This is a genomic window from Tranquillimonas alkanivorans (assembly GCF_900115595.1).
GTDB lineage: Bacteria > Pseudomonadota > Alphaproteobacteria > Rhodobacterales > Rhodobacteraceae > Tranquillimonas > Tranquillimonas alkanivorans.
The window spans coordinates 103950-125857 of the sequence record NZ_FOXA01000004.1; the positions used below are offsets into that span (position 1 = coordinate 103950).

The following is a 21908-nucleotide window of genomic DNA, read 5'->3' on the forward strand; positions in this document are numbered from 1 at the left end:
TCCCGGGGGTCCGGGGGCAGCGCCCCCGGGGCTCTCGGTTCAGTCCCTCAGGCTTTCTTCCCTCAGCCCGTCCGCCAGTAGGTTCAGCCCCAGCACCAGGCTCAGAAGCGCCAGCGCCGGCGGCAGGGCCGGGTGCAGGTAGATCGACAGAAGCTTTCGTCCCTCGTTGATGGTCGATCCCCAGTCCGGGCTCTCGGGTGGCAGGCCCAGCCCGAAGAAGCCCAGTGTCCCCAGAAGGATCGTGGTATAGCCCACGCGCAGGCAGAAATCGACGATCAGCGGCCCGCGTGCGTTGGGCAGGATCTCCCACAGCATGATGTACCACGCACCCTCGCCGCGGGTCTGCGCGGCGGCCACGTAGTCGCGCGTCTTGATGTCCATGGCGATGCCCCGCACGATCCGGAAGACCGTGGGCGAGTTCACGAAGACGACCGAGACGAAGACCACGAGGATCCCCCCGGGGATGTCGAACAGGTCGAGCCACGACGGCAACACCTCCAGCGCGCCTGCGCGTTCCGAGATCAGCGACAGGTAAAGCCAGCCCAGCACCGCGATGACTGCCGCAAGCACCGGCGTGCGCACCGACGGCCGCGTGTGGTAGCGCGAGTTCAAAAGGACCGTGGCGAAGAGGATCGGGAAGACGAACATCACCGCCGCCATGTAGCTGGGGATGCCAGTCGCCACGATCTCGGGCGTCACCAGAAGATAGAACAGCAGGATTACCGGGAAGGCGAGGATCAGGTTCGCCAGGAACGACAGGAACGTGTCGAGCCGCCCGCCGTAATAGGCCGCCGGAAGCCCCAGCGTGATGCCCACCATGAACGCGAAGAGCGTGGCCAGCGGCGCGATCTGGATCACGATCCACGCGCCGTCTACGACCCGGCTGAACACGTCGCGGCCTAGGTTGTCGCCGCCCAGCAGGTAAAAGGGATAGGCGTCCGGGTCCGGGTCTCCGATCAGCTTCGAATACGGCGTACCGGGCGGTTCGTTCTTCATCGACGCGCTCTGGCTCAGCGCGTCGTGGGTCACGATCAGGTCCATCGCGCCGAAGATCGCGGTGAAGACCCAGAACATCACCAGCCCGAAACCGACCATGCCGATGGGGCTGTCGAAAAGCTTGCCGTAAAGCCCCAGCCGCCGCTTGAACGCGATCGACAGGGCGATGGTGGCGACCAGCCCGATCCAGACGGGCGTCAGCAGGCCTAGGATGCGTAGGACGATCTCGCCCCAGCTCAGCGGTTCCATCATCCCTCCTCAGGCCACCTTGATGCGCGGGTTGAGGTAGACGTAGACGATGTCGGAGATCAGCTGCGTCACCAGCACCACGAAGACCGACACGACCGACACGCCCAGAAGCAGCTCGATGTCGTTATTTCCCGCCGCCTGCACCAGCGTCCAGCCGAAGCCCTTGTAGTTGAACAGCGTCTCGACGATCACCACGCCGTTCAGCAGCCACGGAAACTGCAGCATGATGACGGTGAAGGGTGCGATCAGGGCGTTTCGCAGCGCGTGCTTCAGAACGATGTTGGGAAAGCTCACGCCCTTGAGCCGCGCGGTGCGGATGTATTGCTGGGTCATCACCTCGGCCATGCTCGCCCGCGTCATCCGGGCGATGTAGCCCATGCCGTAAAGCGCGATGGTCAGCACGGGCAGGAAGAAGTTCTCGAACGTCGCATCCTCCATCGCGCTGGTCGCGGTGCCCTTGAACCACTTCAGCCCCACGGCGGACGAGGCGAAGACGGCGATCAGGATCACGCCAGAGACGTATTCCGGCGTCGCCGTCGTGGTGATGGCGAAGGTCGACAGGGTGCGGTCGGTGCGAGATCCCTCGCGCATCCCCGCCAGCACGCCCAGCAACAGGGCCGAGGGCACCATCAGCACCATCACCCAGAACATCAGCTTGCCGGTTAGCCCCAGCCGTTTCGAGACAATGTCCCAGACCGGCTCCTTGAACACCGACGAGTTGCCCCAGTCGCCCTGCAACACGCCGCAGAAGCGTGGCGCGGCCTCGGGCGGCCTCCCCGGCTCGAGGCATTGCCCGACCGCACGGCCGTCCGTCGTCACGCCCTGCCAGCCCGGCAGCACGCCCAGCCATTGCCCGTACTTCACCGGCAGCGGCTGAAGGTAGCCTCGCGTCTCCAGCCATGTCTGGACCTGCTCGTCCGACATCCGGACGTTGCCCTGCGTCTTCGCAAGCTTTTCCAGGTTCGGGTAGAGGTTCGTCAGGAAGAAGACGATGAATGTAAGGCAAAGCGCCGTCAGGATCATCACCCAGACGCGCCTCAGGATGAAAGTGCCCATGTCAGTCCCCGTCGCCGCGCAGGCCGCAGGCCACGGCGGACGCGGGACGCGCCGCCGGGCCGGGACGGCCGCCGGAAGCCGGGCCGTCCCCGTGGGAACGGCCCGTGATCAACCCTGAGGTCAGGCCGCGAAGCCCAGTTGCTGCGGATAGATCTCGAAGGTGATGTGCATGTCGGCGCCCACCAGCCCCTCGACGTGGTGGCGGTAGAGCGAACGCCAGTAGGGCTGGATGGTCACGCCCTGCTCCTGCATGATTTGCTGCAGGCGGCGCGATTTCTCGCGTCGCGCGTCGGCGTCGGCGATGGCCAGCGCCTCAACCAGCGTCTGGTCGAATTCCTCGTTCGAGAAGCCCGTCTCGTTCCACGCCCCGCCCGAGCGATAGGCCAGGCCCATCACCTGCACGCCCAGCGGGCGGTGGTTCCAGTTGGTCGAGCTGAAGGGATATTTTGTCCAGTCGTTCCAGAAGGTCGAGCCGGGCAGGATCGTGCGGCGCACCGGGATGCCGGCGTCGCGCAGCTGCGCGGCCACGGCGTCGGTCGTGTTCTTCCGCCAGTCGTCGTCGATCGAGATCAGCTCGTGCTCATAGTCGGCCATGCCGGCCTCCTGCAGCAGTTCGAGCGCCCGGTCGGGATTGTACTCGATCGGCGGCAGTTCGGCGTATTCGGGGTGGACCGGCGCGACGTGGTGGTTTTCCGCCGCGATGCCGCGGTTGGAATAGCCGAGTTCCAGGCAGATGGCGTTGTTCGTCGCCAGTTGCAGCGCGTTGCGCACGCGCACGTCCTCGTAGGGGCGCATCCCGTCCACCTCGGCCAGCTGGTTGGGCCGGATGGTGATGGTTGCACCTGTAACGATCTCGGACTTCACCCAGCCGATGGCGTCCATGATGTCGATGAAGTCGCCCACGGTTTCGTAGAACATGTCGACTTCCTCGGCCTCGGCCGCGGCGACCCACGCCGCCGGGTCCTGGCCGTAGTCGATGTACTCGATGGTATCGAGGTACGGCCCTCCGAAAACGTCGGTGCCCCACCAGGTGTGATCGGGGTTGCGCACCAGAACGCCCTTCACGCCAACCTCGAGCGACTCCATCAGGTACGGCCCGGTGCCCACGGCGTTCTGCACGTCGTTGGGGTCGAAGCTTTCGTGCACGATGGCGGCCGGGTAGTCGGCCATGCCCGCGATCAGCGTGATGTCGGGGCCGGGCAGGTTCAGCCGGACGGTGTGCTCGTCCACGACCTCGATCGAGCCGTCGATGGCCTTGCCCGTCTCCTCGTCGATCATGGTGGTGAAGCGCGACGCCATGGAGTTGCCCTCGACCCCGCTTTCGCACCAGCGGCGGATGTTGCGGGCGACATCTTCGGCAGTGAAGGGGTCGCCGTTGTTCCAGGTCACGTTCGGGCGGACGCGCAGGCTGTATTGTGTGGCGTCGTCGTTCACCTCCCAGCCTTCGAGCAGCATCGGGGTGAACGTGCCGTCGTTGTTGTAGCGCACCAGGTATTCCAGCGTGCCGCGGAAGAAGTTGGCGATCTGGCTCCAGTCGGTGACGCGCGGGTCCTTGAGCGCGCGCACTTCCATCTGGACGCGCAGCGTACCGCCCTCCTGCGCGTGCTCGGAGGCCTTCGCGGGGGCCTGCAGGCCGATCATGCCGTAGGCGGCGGTGGCTGACACGCCAAGCGCGGTGGCGCGGGTGAGGAATTCGCGCCGGCTGAGCTTGCCCTCGCGGACTTCCTCGGCATGCATGATGGCTGCGGGATGGACCCGGCCGCCGGGCGTGGTCGGATGTGTCATCTGGCTCTCCCCTACGAGATGCTTGTTCTTGTGCGTCGCGAGGCTGACGGTGGCGCGCAAAGTACAGCGTTCAAGGGTGCCTCGCCGCTATGTGCGCCAATTGCGCATGTTCTGCGCACCGGGGTCAACAGCATCAACAAGGTCGTAGGGGAAAAATGCGACGCAGGACTTGTCGAAAAGCGACATCGCGGGCGCCTGGAGCCGGACCGGGCACGCGCAAATGCTCTGTCCGGACGTCCGTCGAAGAAGAGAGCGGCTGCACGCTGCCCCGCGTTCCTTCGCCGGTTCGGCGCGGCGGAGCGATTGCGTAACCTGAAGATCGGTGTGGAAGCCTATGAGGTAAAAGCGGAACGGTTTCAGACCGGCAGCGAAATCCGCTGCCAGTTCCGCATCCGCTTGCGGAACCACGTCCTCTGTCGCTTGGCGTATTGCCGCGTCGCCACGACCGCGCGCTCGCGCGCCTCCTCCAGCGTCAGGTGCCCGTGAAGGCAGGCGACCAGCTCCGGCGCGCCGATGGCCTTCGACGAGGGCGCGGCGGGATCCCAATCGGGCAGGTGGGCGCGGACCTCCTCCAGCGCGCCGCCCTCGAGCATCACGTCGAAGCGCCGCGCGATGCGGTCGTTCAGCCAGTCGCGGTCAGTGTCCAGAACGACCGGCAATGCGTCCCGCAAAGGCAGCAGCGGCGGCCCGGTCTCGTCCTGCCAGCGCGCCAGGCCTCGGCCCGTCGCGCGCAGCACTTCCCAGGCCCGCTGCACGCGCACGGGATTGGCGCGGTCGATCCGCGCGGCCGTTTCGGGGTCGAGTTCGTCCAGCAGCGTCTGCGGCCCTTCCTCCGCCAGCCGCGCATCGGCCTCGCGCCGCAGCTCGGGCGGCGTCGGCGGGATCACGGCCAGCCCCTCGGTCAGCGCGGCGAAGTAGAGGCCCGTTCCGCCCACGATGATCGGGCGCGGGCCGGACAGGAGCGGCGCGAGGTCGCGCAGCCAGTGCCCGACGGAATAGGCGGCGTCGCCCGGCACGTGGCCATAAAGCGCGTGGGGCAGGGCGGCCTCGTCGGCCTCGGAGGGGCGCGCGGTCAGCACGCGCCAGTCGGCGAAGACCTGCAGCGCGTCGGCATTGACGATGCGTCCGCCATGGCGCGCGGCGATCTCGGCGGCCAGCGCGGATTTGCCGCTGGCGGTGGGGCCCGCGATCAGAACCGGCCGCCCGTCCGCGGCGCTGGCCATCACGTCGTCGTGGTTCACCGGCATCTCTCGTCTTCCGCCCCGTCCTCGCGCATTGCAGTCCAGCGGCTTTTGCGACATTTTCCGCCCCGAAGCAAAACCACCACGGACGGGGGATCGATGACCGAGGCCACAGGCGTCAAGCCAGCCAGGACGTATGACCGCGTGCTCCTGAAAATCTCGGGCGAGGCGCTGATGGGCAATCAGGGCTACGGTCTGCACCCGCCCACCGTCACCCGCATCGCCGAAGAGGTCAAAAGCGTCCACGACCTGGGCGTCGAGATCTGCATGGTCATCGGCGGCGGCAACATCTTCCGCGGGCTCGCCGGCTCGGCCCAGGGGATGGAGCGCACGACCGCCGATTACATGGGCATGCTCGCCACGGTCATGAACGCGCTGGCCATGCAGTCCGCGCTCGAAACGATCGGCGTCTACACCCGCGTGATCAGCGCCATCCCGATGGACCAGGTGTGCGAACCCTACATCCGCCGCCGCGCGGTGCGCCACCTCGAGAAGAAGCGCGTGTGCATCTTCGCGGCCGGGACGGGCAACCCGTACTTCACCACCGACACCGCCGCGACGCTGCGCGCGTCCGAGATGTCGTGCCAGGCGATCTTCAAGGGCACCAAGGTCGACGGCGTCTACGACAAGGATCCGGTCAAGCACGAGGACGCCCGCCGCTACGACAAGATCAGCTATGACGAGGTGCTTCAGCAGCACCTGGGCGTCATGGACGCCTCGGCCATCGCGCTGGCGCGGGACAACAAGCTGCCCATCGTCGTCTTCTCGCTCGACGAGCCGGGCGGGTTCCGGGGAATCCTCGCGGGGCGCGGCACCTATACATTGGTGCACCCCTGAGGGTATAGAGATCAAAAAGCGGGCAGAACCGGCCCGGCAGGAAGGCATACGACCATGGCAGACGAAGACTTCGAACTCGACATCGACGACCTCAAGCGCCGCATGGACGGCGCGATGACATCGCTGCGGCAGGAATTCGCCACGCTGCGGACGGGGCGCGCCTCGGCCACCATGGTCGAGCCGATCATGGTCGAGGCCTATGGCACGCAGACGCCGATCAACCAGGTCGGCACCGTGAACGTTCCCGAGCCGCGGATGGTCACGATCAACATCTGGGACAAGAGCCTGGTCGGAAAGGCCGAGAAAGCGATCCGCGAATCCGGCCTGGGCATCAACCCGGTGATCGACGGCACGATCATCCGCCTGCCGATCCCCGAGTTGAACGAAGAGCGCCGCCGCGAATTGACAAAGGTGGCCGCCCAGTATGCCGAGCACGCCCGCGTCGCCATCCGCAACGTGCGCCGCGACGGCATGGACCAGCTCAAGAAGGCCAAGGCCAACGGCATGCCCGAGGACGACCACAAGATCTGGTCGCAGGAAGTGCAGGACCTGACCGACCAGGCCATCGCGAACGTCGACAAGGCGCTCGAACACAAGCAGGAAGAGATCATGCAGGTCTGACGGCCTGCACAAGATTCACTCCGCCAGAACGGGAGAGGCATCGTGAGCAGCACGCAGGGCCGGGGGCCACGCCATGTCGCCGTCATCATGGACGGCAACGGACGTTGGGCCGAGATGCGGGGCAAGCCTCGTCTCTTCGGCCATCATTCCGGCGCCAAGCGCGTCAAGGAGATCGTGCGGGCCTGTCCCGATCACGATGTGAAATACCTCACGATCTTCGCCTTCTCGACCGAGAACTGGCGGCGCACCCAGAACGAGGTGGCGGGGCTGATGAGCCTGTTCCGCCGTTATATCCAGAAAGAGGCGCGCGACCTTCTGGCCGAAGGCGTGCGCGTGCGTTTCATCGGCGACCGGGTGCGGCTTGACGCCAAGCTCGTGCGGATGATGGACGAGCTCGAGCTTCTGACCTCGAAGAACGACCGCGTGCACCTGACCATCGCGCTGAACTACGGCGGGCGGGACGAGGTCGCGCGCGCCACGCAGCGGCTCGCGCGCGAGGTCGCGGCCGGTCGGCTCGACCCCGAAGCGGTGGACGAGACGTCGCTGGCGCGCTTCCTCGACACCTGCTTCCTGCCCGACCCCGACCTGGTGATCCGCACCAGTGGCGAGGCGCGCATCTCGAACTTCCTGCTCTGGCAGTCGGCCTATGCCGAGTACGAATTTGTCGACACGCTCTGGCCCGACTTCTCGGCTGCCGAGTTCGCCAAGGTACTGCGCGGCTACGGCTCGCGCGAACGCCGCTTCGGTGCCGTGCCTGCATGACGGCGAAGTCCGGACAATGGGATGATCTGCTCGTCCGCCTGTCCTCGGGCGGAGTGATTGCCGGAGTAGGGCTCCTGTCGGTGTGGCTGGGCGGCGTATGGTTCCTGGCGCTGACCGTGATCGTGGCCGCCGTGATGATCTGGGAACTGGCGCGCATGCTGGACGCGGAGGCGCCCGCGCTGGCGCTGGCCGGCGTCGCCGGTGTTGCGCTGCTGATCGCCGAGTTGGTGCCGAGCGGCTTCGCGCTTCCTCTGATCGTCGCGCCGGCGCTCGTGGGCTTCGGGCAGCTTTCCCGGCACCGCACGCTGTTCACAGTCTTCTCGCTGTCGGTCCTGCTGGCGGCGTTCGGCCTCTACGTCCTGCGCCAGGACTTCGGCTTCACATGGATCGCGTGGCTGGTGATCGTGGTCGCAGCGACCGACATCTTCGGTTACTTCGCCGGCCGCTTCATCGGGGGGCCGAAGTTCTGGCCGCGCGTCAGCCCGAAAAAGACTTGGTCCGGCACCGCCGCGGGATGGATCGCGGCGGCGGTCGTGGGACTCGCCTTCCTCGGCGCGACCGGCGCGGGGTGGGAGTTGATCGGTGTGAGCATCGCGATCTCGATGGCCAGCCAGATCGGCGACATCGCCGAGTCGGCGGTCAAGCGGCGTGTCGGCGTCAAGGACAGCTCGTCGCTTCTGCCGGGGCATGGCGGGCTTTTCGACCGGTTCGACGGCATGCTCGGCGCGTCGATCTTCCTGCTCATCGTCGGGCAGATCGTGGACTTCCCTCCGGGGCTCGCATGAAGCGCGTTTCCATTCTGGGCTCGACCGGCTCCATCGGGCGCAACACGTTGGACCTGATCGGCCGCGCGCCGGACGACTACGACGTCGTGGCGCTGACGGGCGGGCGCAACATCGCGCTTCTGGCCGAACAGGCGCGCACGCATCGTGCCCAGGTCGCCGTCACCGCGCACGAGGAGTGCCTGCCCGACCTGCGCGCGGCACTCGCCGGCACGGAGATCGAGGTCGCCGCGGGTGCGCAGGCGCTGTGCGAGGCGGCGGTGCGGCCCGCCGCCTGGATCATGTCCGCCATCGTGGGCGCCGCCGGCCTGCCGCCGGGGCTGAAGGCGCTGGAGCAGGGCGCGACGCTGGCGCTGGCGAACAAGGAAAGCCTGGTCTGCGCCGGCCCGCTGCTGATGGCCGAGGCCAATCGCCACGGCGCGCGCATCCTGCCGGTGGACAGCGAACACTCCGCCATCTTCCAGGCTCTGGTGGGTGAGGATATCGCCGCCGTCGAGCGCATCGTGATCACGGCGAGCGGCGGCGCCTTCCGCGACTGGCCGCTGGAGAAGCTTGCCACCGCCACGCTTGAGCAGGCGTCGAGCCACCCGAATTGGAACATGGGCCAGCGCATCACGATCGACAGCGCAAGCCTGTTCAACAAGGCGCTCGAGGTCATTGAAACGCATGAGTTCTTCGGCCTGCCGCCCGAGCGGATCGAGGTGGTGATCCATCCCGAAAGCCTGATGCACGCGCTGGTGGGCTTCAACGACGGGGCGCTGATGGCGCATGTTGGGCCGCCCGACATGCGGCACGCCATCGGCTACGCGCTACACTGGCCCGACCGGCGCGAGGTGCCGGTCGAACGGTTGGACCTGGCAAAGATCGGCGCGCTGACCTTCCGCGCCCCGGATGAGGGGCGCTGGCCCGCGCTCAGGCTCGCGCGCGAGGTCATGGCGGCGGGCGGCCTGTCCGGCGCGGTCTTCAACGCCGCCAAGGAAGCCGCGCTCGACGGTTTCATCGACGGGCGCATCGGCTTTCAGCGCATGGCCGGCGTGGTCGAGGACGTTCTGACGCAGATGTCAGACGAGTGCCGCGGAATCGCCGGCTTCTCTCTTGATACGGTGCTTCAGACGGATCATCTCGCCCGGGAAAGGGCGCGTGCCGTCATCGGAACACAAGGCATCTAAAGCGAGCGCATGGACATCATCGGACTGCTCCCGTCCTTCGGCGGCTTCATCTATACCATCGCCGCTTTCGTCGTGGCGCTCAGCGTCATCGTCGCGGTGCACGAATACGGCCATTACATTGTCGGCCGCTGGTCCGGCATCCATGCCGAGGTGTTCTCGATCGGGTTTGGCCCGGTACTCGCTTCGCGGTACGACAAGCGCGGGACCAAGTGGCAGATCGCTGCGCTTCCCTTTGGCGGTTACGTGAAGTTCCTGGGTGATTCCGACCCGTCGAGCGGGCGTGACGCGGCCGCGCTTGACGATTTCGACGCGGAGGAGCGGCGCCGTTCGATGCACGGTGCGCCGCTCTGGGCGCGGGCGGCGACGGTCGCGGCGGGGCCGGTGTTCAACTTCATCCTTTCGATCTTCGTTTTCGGCGCGACGCTGTTCTTCAGCGGTGTGGCGAGCGACCCGTTGACCGTGGACGAGGTGCGCCCGCTTCCGGTCGAGGCGCAGGGCCTTCAGCCGGGCGACGAGATCCTGTCCATCGCCGGCTACCCGACGCCTCCGCTGGACGAGATGGACGGCTACATGGAGCAGCTCCCGCGTGAGCCGCTTCTGCCTTACGAGGTGCGCCGCGACGGCGAGGTGATCGAGGTGCGCGCCCCGCATCCCTATCCGCCGCTCGTGGGCGCGGTCAGCCCGCAATCTGCCGCGCTCGATGCCGGACTGCGCGAGGGCGACGTGATCCTGTCGGTCGATGGCGAACCCGTCTCGGCCTTCGAGGATCTGCGCGCTGTCGTGGGCGAATCCGACGGCGGAACGCTGCTGCTGGAGGTCTGGCGGCCGGGCGCCGGCGGAGGCGAAGTGACCGAGGTGACGCTGGCGCCGCGTCGCGTCGACCTGCCCACCGGCGACGGCGGGTTCGAAACGCGCTGGCTGATCGGCATCACCAGCGGCCTGTTCTTCGAACCGGCCACCCAGACGCCGGGCCCGTTCGAAGCGCTGAGCTACGGGGCGCGGCAGACCGTCTCGATCGTGGAGTCCAGCCTGTCGGGCCTCTATCACATGGCGGTAGGCGCGATCAGCTCGTGCAACCTGAGCGGCCCGATCACCATCGCCCAGACCAGCGGCGACATGGCCAGCCAGGGCGTGTCCAGCTTCATCTGGTTCATCGCCGTGCTCTCGACGGCGGTTGGGTTGCTGAACCTGTTCCCCATTCCGGTGCTCGACGGCGGGCACCTGGTGTTCCACGCCTTCGAGGCCGTGGCCGGCCGTCCGCCCAGCGATCGGGCGATGCGCGTGCTGATGTCGGTGGGGCTGGCGCTGATCGGCACGCTGATGGTCTTCGCGCTGACCAACGACCTGTTTTGCCCGTAAGTGAAGATCTTTCGGTCACTATTCCGCCTTAATACGCCGCTAGCTCTTCTGTGAAACCACTCACGGACGGAGGCGGTCATGCATAATCTTGAAGGCAGTGCCAGGGGCCTGTCCCTGATCCTCGGCCTGAACCGGGATGCGCTGATGTTTGCCACGGCCCTCGCGCTGGCGCTTTTTGCGGGCGCTTTCATCGTCTCTCCCTGACAGGCGAATTTTCCGCCGCGATTGCACACGGGACACGACAAAGCGGCCGCCTTCGGGCGGCCGTTTCTGTATTTTGACAAGGGGTGGCATTACGGCTACTCACGTTCGCAAACAGAAACTTTACTGGGGTGGTTGTAATGCGGGGATCGGCAGTCGGTGCGGCGCGCCGCGAAACGAAACGTGCGCCGCTGCGGATGGCGACGACAGCGCTGTACCTCGCGATGGCGGCACCGCTGGCGGTTGTGCCGACGCTGACGCAGGCGCAGGCCTTCAGCTTCACAGACGTGCGCATCGAAGGGGCCGAGCGGGTGAGCCCCGGCACCATCCTCAGCTACGCCGAGATCCCGCGCGGGACCGCCGTGGACGCCGCGCAGCTGAACGATGCCTACCAGCGGATCGTGCAATCGGGGCTGTTCCAGACGGTCGAGCTGGTGCCGCAGGGCAACACGCTGGTGATCCGGGTCGAGGAATGGCCGACGGTCAACCGGATCGCGTTCGAGGGTAACAACCGGCTGGATGACGAGGAACTGGCGGCGCTGGTGCAGACCACGCCGCGCCGGGTCTACGACCCCGGCCAAGCCGAGGAAGACGCCCGCCGCATCGTCGAGCTTTATGAGCAGCGCGGGCGGCTGGCCGCGACCGTGTCGCCCAAGATAATCGAGCGCGCCGACAACCGCGTCGACCTGGTGTTCGAGATCGCTGAGGGCGGCGTGGTCGAGATCGAGCGTATCTCGTTCGTCGGCAACCGCGACTTCTCGGACCGCCGTCTGCGCCGGGTGCTGGCCACCAAGCAGGCGGGCCTGCTGCGCCAGGTCATCCAGCGCGACACGTTCGTGGGCGACCGCATCGCCTTCGACCAGCAGCTTCTGCAGGATTTCTATGCCTCGCGTGGCTACGTTGACTTCCAGGTGCTCGACGTCTCCAGCGAATTCAGCCGCGAGCGCAACGCCTTCTTCCTGACCTTCAACATCCGCGAGGGCCAGAGCTTCGATTTTGGCAACGTCTCCGTGTCGAGCGACATTCCCGGCGTCGACGCCTCGGCCTACCGCCGCGCGGTCGCCTCGGATCCCGGCGACACCTATTCGCCCACTCGCGTCGACACCGACGTCGCCCGGCTCGAGCGGCTGGCCATCCAGCGGGGCGAGACCTTCGTGCGCGCCGACCCCGTGATCACGCGCAACGCGCGTGAGGGCACGCTCGACGTGAACTACGTCCTACGCCGGGGCGAGCGCATCTTCGTCGAGCGGATCGACATCGAGGGCAACCAGACCACGCTCGACCGGGTGATCCGCCGCCAGTTCCGCACGGTCGAGGGCGATCCCTTCAACCCGCGCCAGATCCGGCAGGCCGCCGAACGCATCCGCGCGCTCGGCTACTTCGAGACGGCCGAGGTCGAAACCCGGCAGGGCACCGCGCCCGACCAGGTGATCGTCGACGTGGACGTGCAGGAGGCGCCGACCGGTTCGCTCAGCTTCGGCGCCAGCTACAGCGCCGACAGCGGCCCCGGCCTGAACGTGTCGTTCGCCGAGCGCAACTTCCTCGGCCGTGGCCAGACACTGCGCTTCGAGGTGACGACCGGCGCCGACAGCGCGTCGAGCGCGATCACCTTCATCGAGCCCTACTTCCTGGGCCGTGACCTGGCCGCGCGCCTCGACGTGTTCTACCGCATCGCCGAACAGGACAATACGCAGTACAACACGCAGGTCGCGGGCTTCAGCCCCGCGCTGGCCTTCCCGGTGGGCGAGAACTCGCGCCTCCAGCTCCGCTACCGCCTGTCGGAAGAGCGGCTCTACGGCGTCGACGGCTTCGACCCGGCCGCCCCGGCGGAACAGGATTATTCGTCCGCGATCCTCGAAGAGGAAGAGGGAAGCCAGATCGTCTCCAGCATCGGCTACACCTACAGCTACGACACCCGCCGCTCCGGCCTGAACCCGAATGGCGGCATCCTGCTCGAGTTCGGACAGGACTTCGCGGGCGTCGGCGGCGATGCCCAGTACGTGCGTACCGAGGCCAGCGCCACGGTCCAGCGCGAGGTCTGGAACGGGGACGTGCTGCTGCGCGGCGTGGTCGAGGGCGGCGCGCTCAACATGATCTCGGACGACAGCCAGGTGACCGACCGCTTCTTCCTGTCCACAAACCAACTGCGCGGCTTCGCGCCCAAGGGCATCGGCCCGAGGGACACAGCCGTGCCCAACGAGGACGCGCTCGGCGGCAACTACTTCGCCGTGGCGCGGCTCGAGGCCGAGTTCCCGATCGGGCTGCCGGAAGAGTACGGCATCTCGGGCGGGGTCTTCCTTGACGCAGGCTCCGTCTGGGGGCTCGACAACGTGGACGGCGGCGAGTCGACGACCGACGGCATTGACATCGTCGACGACGACTTCGCGCTGCGCTCCTCGGTCGGCTTCTCGATCTTCTGGGATACGCCCATCGGTCCGCTGCGGCTGAACTGGGCCGAGGCGCTGCAGCAGGAAGATTACGACGAGACCCAGGTCTTCAACCTCACGATCGCGACGCAGTTCTGATCATGATCCATCGCCGCGCAGCCTTTGCGCTCGCGCTGGCCGTCGCGGGGTTGCCCGCGGCGGCGCAGGACGTGGGCCCGCGCCGCGCCCCTGACGCGGGCGCGCGGCAGCGGGTTGAAGTGCCATCGCCCGTCCTGACCATCGACCAGGACCGCCTGTTCCTCGAGTCCCAATGGGGCCGCCGGGTGCAGGAGGAGATCGAGGCGCGGTCGGCCGCGCTGGCCGCCGAAAACCGCCAGATCGAGGCGGCGCTGGTGGCCGAGGAACGCCAACTGACCGAGCGGCGCCGCACGCTTCCGCCCGCGCAGTTTCGCCCGCTGGCCGAAGCCTTCGACCTCAAGGTGCAGCGCCTGAGGGCCGAGCAGGACGCCAAGACCCGGCAGCTATCGCGGTTGCGCGAAGAGGCGCGGCGCCAGTTCTACGCGACGGTAGGCGAGATCCTGGGCGACCTCGTGCGCGACCGGGGCGCCGTGGCGATCCTCGACCGGCGCGCAATCTTCCTGTCGGCAGACGCCATCGACGTCACCGACGAAAGCATCGCCCGTATCGACGGCGTGATCGGCGACGGGAGCGAGATCATGCCGCTGGACTTCGACACGGCCGCGACACCCGACGAACCGGGTGATCCGGCGACTACGGGGCAGCCCGGCCTGCCGGCCACACCGGGCGGACCGGCGACGCCGGGGCAGCCCGATTTGCCTGCCGCACCGGCTGAACCGGGCGCGCCGGACTGACGGCGCTTGTTTCCGCGCCACGCGCTTGCTAGGCAACCGGCCAAGCCGAGGCCCGAGGAAAGCATCCCATGAGCGATCTCAAGACCGCCGACATCGACCTGATCCAGCGGATCATCCCGCACCGTTACCCGTTCCTTCTGGTGGACAAGGTGCGCGACATCGACGGCATCAAGAGCGCGGTGGGCGTCAAGAACGTCACCTTCAACGAGCCGCACTTCCAGGGCCACTTTCCCGGCGCGCCGGTCATGCCCGGCGTCACAATCGTGGAGGCGATGGCCCAGACGGCGGCGGTGATGGTCGGCGTGGGGCAGGACCTGGCCGACAAGAACTTCCTCGTCTATTTCATGGCGATCGACGGCTGCAAGTTCCGCCGCAAGGTGGTGCCGGGCGACATCCTCGAGATGGCGGTCGAGACCAGGCGCGGTGGCGGCAAGGTGTGGAAGTTCTCGGGCCGCGCCACCGTCGACGGGGAACTGGCCTGCGAGGCCGAGTTTACTGCGATGATGGACATGCCGAAGTAAGCCCGATGGCGATCCACCCAACAGCCCGCGTGCATCCCTCTGCCGTCGTCGAGGACGGGGCCGAGATAGGTGCAGATGCAACTATCGGCCCGTTCTGCATGATTGGCGGCGGCGTCCGGCTGGGCGAGGGGGTCGAGATCAAGTCGCACGCGGTCGTCACCGGCCGCACGACGGTCGGCCCCGGAACCGTGATCTTCTCGTTCGCAACGATCGGCGAGATACCGCAGGACCTGAAATTCGCGGGCGAAGAGACCGAGGCCGTGATCGGCGCGCGCTGCCGCATCCGCGAGCACGTCACCATCAACACCGGCACCGCCGGCGGCGGCGGCGTGACCCGCGTGGGCGACGATTGCCTGCTGATGGCCGGGGCCCACGTGGCGCATGACTGCCACGTGGGCAACCGGGTGATCATGGTGAACAACTCCGCGCTCGCCGGGCACTGCGTGCTGGGCGATGACGTGATCATCGGCGGCCTGTCCGGCGTGCACCAGTTCGTCCGCATCGGCACCGGCGCGATCATCGGCGCGGTGACCATGGTGACCAGTGACGTGATCCCGCACGCGCTGGTGCAGGCCCCGCGCGGGGAACTCGACGGGCTGAACCTGGTCGGGCTCAAGCGCAAGGGTGTGAGCCGCGCGGACATCACTGCGCTCCGGGCCGCGTTCCAGATGCTCAAGCAGGGCGAGGGCACGTTCCAGGACCGCGCCCGCCGCCTGGGCGACGAGACCGAAAGCGATTATGTGCGCGAGATCGTGGGCTTCGTTCTGTCCGAGAGCGACCGCGGTTTCCTCACCCCATCCTGATGCTGGCGCTGGTTGCCGGAGCGGGCCGCCTTCCGGTCCTGTTGGCTGATCGGCTGGAGGCCGAGGGCCGCGACTGGCGGCTGTGCGTGCTGGAGGGCGTGACGTCCGAGGCCGCGGAGGACCGCGAGGCGACGCCGGTCCGGCTGGAGCGGCTTGGGTCTTTCCTGGACGAACTGCGCGAGGCAGGCGTCACCGAGGTCTGCTTCGCCGGCTCGGTCAACCGGCCCCATCTCGACCCGTCGCAGGTCGAGCCCCGGTCCGTTCCGCTGATCGAGCGTCTGGCCCTCGCCATGCAGGCCGGCGACGATACGACGCTGCGCGCGGTGCTGGCGATCTTCGAAGAGGCGGGCCTGACGGTGCGGGCCGCGCACGAACTGCGTCCGGACCTGCTCCCCGCCGCTGGTGTCCTTTCCCGCGCCGAACCTGACGACCGGGCGCGGTCAGATGCGGCGCGGGCCGCCGATGTCGTTGCCACGCTGGGCGCGGCGGATGTGGGGCAGGGGTGTGTCGTGGCGCAGGGCCAGGTGCTCGCCGTCGAGGCGCTGGCCGGGACCGACTGGATGCTGGCTTCGCTCACCCGCTTTCCCGCCGAGCGCCGCCCGGATCCGCGCGCGGGCCGCGGGCTGCTCTACAAGGGTCCGAAGCCGGGGCAGGACCGTCGCGTGGACCTGCCCGCCATCGGGCCCGGCACTGTGCGAGCCGCCGCCGAGGCCGGTCTTGGCGGCGTGGTGGTCGAGGCGGGGGGCGTGGTGGTGCTGGACCCCGACGCGACCGTGGCGGCCGCCGACGAGGCCGGGCTGTTCCTGTGGGTCCGCGCGCCGTGAGGGCGTTCGTGCTGGCGGGCGAGCCCTCGGGCGACCGGCTGGGCGGGGCGCTGATGACCGGCCTGCGCACGCTGTCCCCGGACGTGGAGTTCGCCGGCATCGGCGGCGTCGAGATGCGGGCGCAGGGGCTCGAGAGCCTGTTCCCGATGGACGAACTCAGCGTGATGGGCATCGCCGAGGTGCTGCCGCGTTACCGTCACCTGCTTCGCCGGATGCACCAGACGGCGGATGCCGTGCTGGAGTGGCAGCCCGACGTGCTGATCACCATCGACGTGCCCGATTTCGCCCTGCGCGTGGCGCGCGAGGTCAAGGCGCGCTCGGATATCCGCACGGTGCACTACGTCGCGCCCTCGGTCTGGGCGTGGCGGCCGGGGCGGGCGGCGAAAATGGCGCGCTCGATCGACCAGGTGCTGGCGCTCCTGCCGTTCGAGCCGCCCTACATGGAAGCTGCCGGCATGCGCTGCGATTTCGTGGGCCACCCGGTGGTGTCCGAGCCGGTGGCGAGCGACGCCGAGGCGGCGGCCTTCCGCACCGACACCGGCATCGGGGACGCGCCCATGATTCTTGTCCTGCCAGGGTCGCGCCGGAACGAGGTTGCGCGCCTCGCGCCAATCTTCGGCGAGGCGCTGCGCCCAGTTCTGGCGCGGCACGCATCAGCCCGCGTCGTCGTGCCCGCCGCCGCGCCGGTGGCTGCGACCGTGGCCGAGCAGGTGAAGCGTTGGCCGGGCGCGCCGCTGGTGCTCGACCCCTCCGACCTGCCGCGGGCGCAGGCCGCCGAGCGCAAGCGTCGTGCCTTTGCCGCCGCCGATGTGGCGCTGGCGGCGTCCGGCACGGTGTCGCTGGAGCTTGCCGCGGTCCGCACGCCGATGGTCGTCGCCTATGACATGAACTGGATCAGTTGGCAGATCATCTCGCGCATGGTGCGGGTGGACAGCGCGACGCTGGTCAACCTGGTCACCGACAGCAAGGCGGTGCCCGAGTTCCTGGGCCCGGCCTGCCGCCCGCAGCCCATCGCCGACGCCCTTGACCGCACGCTCGAGGCGCCGGGGAAGCAGCTTGCCGCGCTGGACGCGACGATGGAGGCGCTCGGGCGCGGCGGAGAGGCACCGGGCCTGCGTGCGGCACGTGCGGTGCTGGACGGGCTGGCGTAGCAGGGAGCTGCGGGGCCGCCATGTCGCACTTCCAGGTTGCGGGGCATTTACCGCTCTCCGCCCGGGTCGTGCAGCGGCCCGGGCAGCGCCCGCCCGACCCCCAGGCGGGCGCTATCGCGCCCACCACGGGCGGACGCTGCTCTTTTGAAGCTCGTCGTTTTAGTCGTCGGTGACGCGCCCCGGCAGCAGCCCGGCCCTTTACCTCCCGCCCGCGCTCGCGCACAAGTGCGGCCGAACAAGGCAGACGGAGGAGGCCCGCTCATGACGAACCCGCTATACGACACGCTCTTCGGCAAGCACGCGGGCTCGGCGCGGACCTTCCTGTATCTGCCGGACGGCGGCGAAGTCTCCTATGACGCCTTCCTGACCCGCGCCGCACGCTTCGCCAACGTCCTGACCTCGCTGGGCGCGCAGCCGGGCGACCGGGTGGCGGTGCAGGTGGCGAAATCGCCCGATGCGCTGGCGCTCTATGCCGCCTGCGTGCGGGCGGGGCTGGTGTTCTTGCCGCTCAATACCGCCTACACGCCGGGCGAGGTGTCGTATTTCGTCGAGAACAGCGAGGCACGGGTCTTCGTCTGCGATCCGGCCAGGACGGACGACCTGCGCCCGGTGGCCAAGGCTGCCGGCGCGACGCTGGAAACGCTCGGCGCGAACGGCGACGGAACCCTTGCGGAGAAGGCCGATGCCGCCGGCGAGGAGTTCGAGACGGTCGCGCGCACGGCGGGGGACCTGGCGGCGTTCCTCTACACCTCGGGGACGACGGGGCGGTCGAAGGGGGCGATGCTGACGCAGGACAACCTCTTGTCGAACGCCGAAGTGCTGGTCGACACCTGGCGCTTCACGGCCGACGATGTGTTGCTTCATGCGCTGCCCATCTTCCACACCCACGGGCTGTTCGTAGCCACCAACGTCATCCTCGCCACCGGCGGGGCGCTGATCTTCCTGCCCAAGCTAGACGTGGACCGGCTGATCGAGTTCATGCCGAAGGCCACGTCGCTGATGGGCGTGCCCACGTTCTATACCCGGCTGCTGGACGATGCGCGCTTCACCCGCGAGCTGACGGAGCACATGCGGCTGTTCACCTCGGGCTCGGCGCCGCTGCTGGCCGAGACGCACAAGGTGTTCGAGGCTCGCACCGATCACCGCATCCTCGAACGCTACGGCATGACCGAGACGAACATGAGCACCTCGAACCCCTACGACGGCGAGCGCCGGGCGGGGACGGTAGGTTTCCCGCTGCCGGGGGTCGAGCTGAAGATCACCGACCCGACCACGGGCGAGACGCTGCCGCGGGGCGAGATCGGCGTGATCGAGGTGCGCGGGCGCAACGTGTTCAAGGGCTACTGGCGGATGCCCGAGAAGACGCGGGAAGAGCTGCGCGAGGACGGGTTCTTCATCACCGGCGACCTCGCGCAGATCGACGCGGACGGCTACGTGACGATCGTGGGCCGCAACAAGGACCTGATCATCTCGGGCGGCTACAACGTGTATCCGAAAGAGGTCGAACTGGTGCTCGACGCGCAGCCCGGCGTGCTCGAAAGCGCCGTGGTTGGCGTGCCGCATCCGGATTTCGGCGAAAGCCCCGTCGGCGTTCTGGTGGCCGAGCCGGGCGCCGAGATCGACCTGGCGGCGGTGGAGGCCGCGATGGGTCGGGAGCTCGCGCGCTACAAGCAGCCCAAGTCGCTGGTGGTGATCGACGAGCTGCCGCGCAACACCATGGGCAAGGTCCAGAAGGCGGCGCTGCGCGAGCGCTTCGCGAAGACGTTCGGCGGCTGAAGCCCGGCGCGCCCGGTCTCGACGATCGTAAGAGCCCCTCGCCAGCATGGCCGGCGAGGGTGCAGCTCCTCAGGGGATGATGCGGGTGTACTTTGTGCCCTCGACCGAAGCACCGGCGATCAGGCCCGCCTGACCGAACACCACCGCGATGACAGGGGCGAGGGAGGTCGTCGTCTCGGCCGAGAGGTTTCCGCCGCGATCGTTCACGGCGTATTTCACGTCGGCACCCGCGGCCCAGCCGGGCGAGTTGCGGAAGCGGTAGAGCGCGTCGTCGGTCATGAAGAACAGGACGTGCGCGTATTGCTGCGCCCCGATTTGGAGTCCGAAGGACGCCTGCGTCGCGGCGTAATAGTCGATCGGCACCCCGTTCACCAGAAGCGCCCCGCGCCCGTAGGCGCCGCCGACGCCGAAGCCGGCCTCGGTCATCACCGGCATCACCAGCATGCCGGATGCCTTGTCACGCAGGTCGCGCGTGGCGGGGTAGGTGGAGTAGAGATAGTTCAAAGTCGCGGCCACGCGCGCGTCGATCTGGTCTGCCCCGCGGCTCGACAGGCCGTTGTTGCAGGCGGTCAGCAGGGAAAGCCCTGCCGCGCCCGCGAGAAATCCGCGGCGGGTCTGGATGGTCATCGGGAAACTGCCCCTCGTTTCAGCCTCGTGCCTGTTCCGGCGGCCTTCGGCGGGCCGCTTCGGTGGGCGGGACTATACGCCGGGGGCGGTGTCAAGTCACGGCGTTATGTGCGCGGGTGATAATGATCGTCGGTGTGGCGCGCGGTTGGCGGTAGACGGGGGGCTGTCTGCCCCCCGGCGCCCTTCGGGCGCTCCCCCCGAGGATGTTTTCAGGACCGAAGATGGAGGAGGATCAGGCCCGCAGGAGGCGCGCCGCCTCGGGCGCGAAGTAGGTCAGGATGCCGTCGCAGCCCGCGCGCTTGAAGGCCAGCAGGCTCTCCATCATCACGCGTTCGCCGTCGAGCCAGCCGCGGTCGGCCGCCCCCCTGAGCATCGCGTATTCGCCCGAGACCTGGTAGGCGAAGGTCGGCGCGCCGAAGGTGTCCTTCACCCGGCGGCAGATGTCGAGATAGGGCATCCCCGGCTTGACCATCACCATGTCCGCACCCTCGGTCAGGTCGCGTTCGACCAGGCGGATAGCCTCGTCGCTGTTGGCCGGGTTCATCTGGTAGGTTTTCTTGTCGCCCTTGAGCGCCCCCGACGCGCCCACCGCATCGCGGAAGGGGCCGTAGAAGCCGCTAGCGTATTTCGCCGCGTAGGACATGATCGAGACATTCTTGTGCCCGGCCTCCTCGAGGCTCAGGCGCATTGCGCCGATCCGGCCGTCCATCATGTCGGAGGGGCCGAGGATGTCGGCCCCGGCCTCGGCCTGCGCCAGTGCCATCATCACCAGCGCCTCGATCGTCTCGTCGTTGAGGACCTCGCCGTTTCTCACGATGCCGTCGTGGCCGTTGGCATTGTAAGGGTCGAGCGCGATGTCGGTCATCACGGCGAGCTCGGGGACCGCCGCCTTGATCGCGCGGACCGCACGGTTCGACAGGTTGTCGGGGTTCCAGGCTTCTTCGCACCCCTCGGTCTTCAGGGCGGGGTCGGTGTAGGGGAAGATACAGATGGCGGGGATGCCGAGGGCCGCGGCCTCCTCGGCCTTGCGCACCAGCCGGTCGATCGTCAGCCGCTCGACGCCGGGCATCGAGGGGATCGGGTCGGCGGCATCCTCGCCGTCGCGGACGAAGACCGGCCAGATCAGGTCGTTGACGGAAAGCTCGGTTTCGCAAGTCAGACGGCGCAGCGCGTCGGTGGCGCGGGTGCGGCGGAAGCGGGCGGCGGGGAAGGGGGCGATGGTCATGGGTGCGGTGTCCGTTTGCAACGGGTGGTTCGGTGACACGGATCGGCGGTCATCTCAAGGGTAGTCAACCTGCGGGGGCGGCGGTAGTGTCCGGCCGACGCTCCGGGGGACCATCCGCATTGCACGACCTCTACACGACCGTGTTCGAGATCATCGACATGCGGTCCTTTTCGAACCTCTGGTACTGGCTCGGGCTTGCCGCCGTCTGGTCCACGCGCAGCCACTGGGTGCTGGGCGTGCCCTTCGACATGGTCGCCCGCGCGCAGCGCTACGGCGGACAGTCCGAGACCGACCTAGAGGACATGGTGCGCATCAACGTCAACCGGCTGCTGTTCATCGCCGACGTCTCGGGGCTGTGGCTGATCGCCATCGGCTGCATGGCGCTGAGCGTGCTGGCGGTGCTGGGGTTCTGGTACACGGTCGAATTCGCGCAGGCGCTGTTCCTGATCCTGTTCCCGCTGTCCATCGTCGGCCTTCTGTCGATCTTCACCGCGCGGGCCATCGCCGCGCAAGGGATGCACGGTGAAACGCTGCGCCGCCGGATCGTTGCACATCGACGCGTGACGCAGGTGATCGGCATGATCTCGATCTTCGTGACCGCGATGTGGGGGATGTACGTGAACCTGGACGTGGGGCCTTACGGCATCTGATCGGCGTTTTGTGC

Annotated in this window: 21 protein-coding genes; 15 read left to right on the top strand and 6 right to left on the bottom strand. The window is 68.0% G+C overall.

All coding sequences use genetic code 11. The features are described 5' to 3' along the window. Positions 1-39: 39 nt before the first annotated feature. The 4 genes from BM162_RS07085 to miaA form a co-directional block, all read right to left on the bottom strand. The gene (locus BM162_RS07085; RefSeq protein ID WP_093419723.1) at positions 40-1245 is read right to left on the bottom strand and encodes an ABC transporter permease; all 1206 of its coding nucleotides are present in this window, start codon (positions 1243-1245) and stop codon (positions 40-42) included. 9 nt (positions 1246-1254) lie between these two features. Next, positions 1255-2301, bottom strand: coding sequence for an ABC transporter permease (locus BM162_RS07090; RefSeq protein ID WP_093419726.1), 1047 nt, complete (start codon positions 2299-2301; stop codon positions 1255-1257). 120 nt (positions 2302-2421) lie between these two features. Beyond that, entirely contained in the window at positions 2422-4086 is a 1665-nt protein-coding gene (locus tag BM162_RS07095; protein WP_093419730.1) for an ABC transporter substrate-binding protein, read from the bottom strand. A gap of 356 nt (positions 4087-4442) precedes the next feature. Beyond that, positions 4443-5333: a tRNA (adenosine(37)-N6)-dimethylallyltransferase MiaA gene (gene miaA, locus BM162_RS07100; protein ID WP_245759193.1), complete on the bottom strand. Its 891-nt coding sequence runs from the start codon at positions 5331-5333 to the stop codon at positions 4443-4445. 93 nt (positions 5334-5426) lie between these two features. Here miaA and pyrH point away from each other — a divergent pair, with 93 nt between their 5' ends. The 14 genes from pyrH (at position 5427) to BM162_RS07165 (ending at position 19392) form a co-directional block, all read left to right on the top strand. Continuing rightward, positions 5427-6164, top strand: coding sequence for a UMP kinase (gene pyrH / locus BM162_RS07105; RefSeq protein ID WP_093419736.1), 738 nt, complete (start codon positions 5427-5429; stop codon positions 6162-6164). Between the two features lie 54 nt (positions 6165-6218). Then, positions 6219-6785, top strand: coding sequence for a ribosome recycling factor (gene frr / locus BM162_RS07110; protein WP_093419738.1), 567 nt, complete (start codon positions 6219-6221; stop codon positions 6783-6785). Positions 6786-6827: 42 nt separating this feature from the next. Then, positions 6828-7547, top strand: coding sequence for a polyprenyl diphosphate synthase (uppS, locus tag BM162_RS07115; protein ID WP_093419741.1), 720 nt, complete (start codon positions 6828-6830; stop codon positions 7545-7547). Further along, a complete protein-coding gene (locus BM162_RS07120) occupies positions 7544-8332 on the top strand; it encodes a phosphatidate cytidylyltransferase (RefSeq protein ID WP_093419743.1) in 789 nt (262 codons plus the stop codon). Before uppS ends, BM162_RS07120 begins: the two co-directional genes overlap by 4 nt. Further along, the gene (gene dxr / locus BM162_RS07125; protein ID WP_093419746.1) at positions 8329-9498 is read left to right on the top strand and encodes a 1-deoxy-D-xylulose-5-phosphate reductoisomerase; all 1170 of its coding nucleotides are present in this window, start codon (positions 8329-8331) and stop codon (positions 9496-9498) included. Before BM162_RS07120 ends, dxr begins: the two co-directional genes overlap by 4 nt. Before the next feature lie 9 nt (positions 9499-9507). After that, entirely contained in the window at positions 9508-10857 is a 1350-nt protein-coding gene (rseP, locus tag BM162_RS07130; RefSeq protein ID WP_093419748.1) for an RIP metalloprotease RseP, read from the top strand. 78 nt (positions 10858-10935) lie between these two features. Beyond that, positions 10936-11061, top strand: a complete 126-nt coding sequence (locus BM162_RS23465) for a hypothetical protein (protein ID WP_281243775.1) — start codon at positions 10936-10938, stop codon at positions 11059-11061. A gap of 137 nt (positions 11062-11198) precedes the next feature. Then, positions 11199-13583: an outer membrane protein assembly factor BamA gene (gene bamA / locus BM162_RS07135; RefSeq protein ID WP_439332821.1), complete on the top strand. Its 2385-nt coding sequence runs from the start codon at positions 11199-11201 to the stop codon at positions 13581-13583. 2 nt (positions 13584-13585) lie between these two features. Then, a complete protein-coding gene (locus BM162_RS07140) occupies positions 13586-14317 on the top strand; it encodes an OmpH/Skp family outer membrane protein (RefSeq protein WP_218153076.1) in 732 nt (243 codons plus the stop codon). A gap of 68 nt (positions 14318-14385) precedes the next feature. Continuing rightward, positions 14386-14838: a 3-hydroxyacyl-ACP dehydratase FabZ gene (gene fabZ, locus BM162_RS07145; protein ID WP_093419753.1), complete on the top strand. Its 453-nt coding sequence runs from the start codon at positions 14386-14388 to the stop codon at positions 14836-14838. 5 nt (positions 14839-14843) lie between these two features. Further along, positions 14844-15641, top strand: coding sequence for an acyl-ACP--UDP-N-acetylglucosamine O-acyltransferase (lpxA, locus tag BM162_RS07150; protein ID WP_093419756.1), 798 nt, complete (start codon positions 14844-14846; stop codon positions 15639-15641). Then, positions 15641-16465, top strand: a complete 825-nt coding sequence (locus BM162_RS07155; protein WP_093419758.1) for an LpxI family protein — start codon at positions 15641-15643, stop codon at positions 16463-16465. Before lpxA ends, BM162_RS07155 begins: the two co-directional genes overlap by 1 nt. Further along, positions 16462-17616 (top strand): lipid-A-disaccharide synthase, encoded by a 1155-nt coding sequence (lpxB, locus tag BM162_RS07160; protein ID WP_093420044.1) that lies wholly within the window; start codon positions 16462-16464, stop codon positions 17614-17616. Before BM162_RS07155 ends, lpxB begins: the two co-directional genes overlap by 4 nt. Before the next feature lie 261 nt (positions 17617-17877). Then, positions 17878-19392 (top strand): malonate--CoA ligase, encoded by a 1515-nt coding sequence (locus BM162_RS07165; RefSeq protein ID WP_093419761.1) that lies wholly within the window; start codon positions 17878-17880, stop codon positions 19390-19392. Between the two features lie 69 nt (positions 19393-19461). Here the strand turns inward: BM162_RS07165 and BM162_RS07170 are convergent, their stop codons facing one another. Together BM162_RS07170 and hemB are read right to left on the bottom strand one after the other, a co-directional pair. Then, positions 19462-20019 carry a lipid-binding SYLF domain-containing protein gene (locus BM162_RS07170; RefSeq protein ID WP_093419763.1) on the bottom strand — a complete coding sequence of 186 codons (558 nt, stop codon included), beginning with the start codon at positions 20017-20019 and terminating at the stop codon, positions 19462-19464. A 232-nt stretch (positions 20020-20251) separates the two neighbouring features. Beyond that, positions 20252-21244 (bottom strand): porphobilinogen synthase, encoded by a 993-nt coding sequence (gene hemB, locus BM162_RS07175; RefSeq protein WP_093419766.1) that lies wholly within the window; start codon positions 21242-21244, stop codon positions 20252-20254. Between the two features lie 158 nt (positions 21245-21402). Here hemB and BM162_RS07180 point away from each other — a divergent pair, with 158 nt between their 5' ends. Continuing rightward, positions 21403-21894: a component of SufBCD complex gene (locus BM162_RS07180; RefSeq protein WP_093420046.1), complete on the top strand. Its 492-nt coding sequence runs from the start codon at positions 21403-21405 to the stop codon at positions 21892-21894. Positions 21895-21908 lie beyond the last annotated feature (14 nt).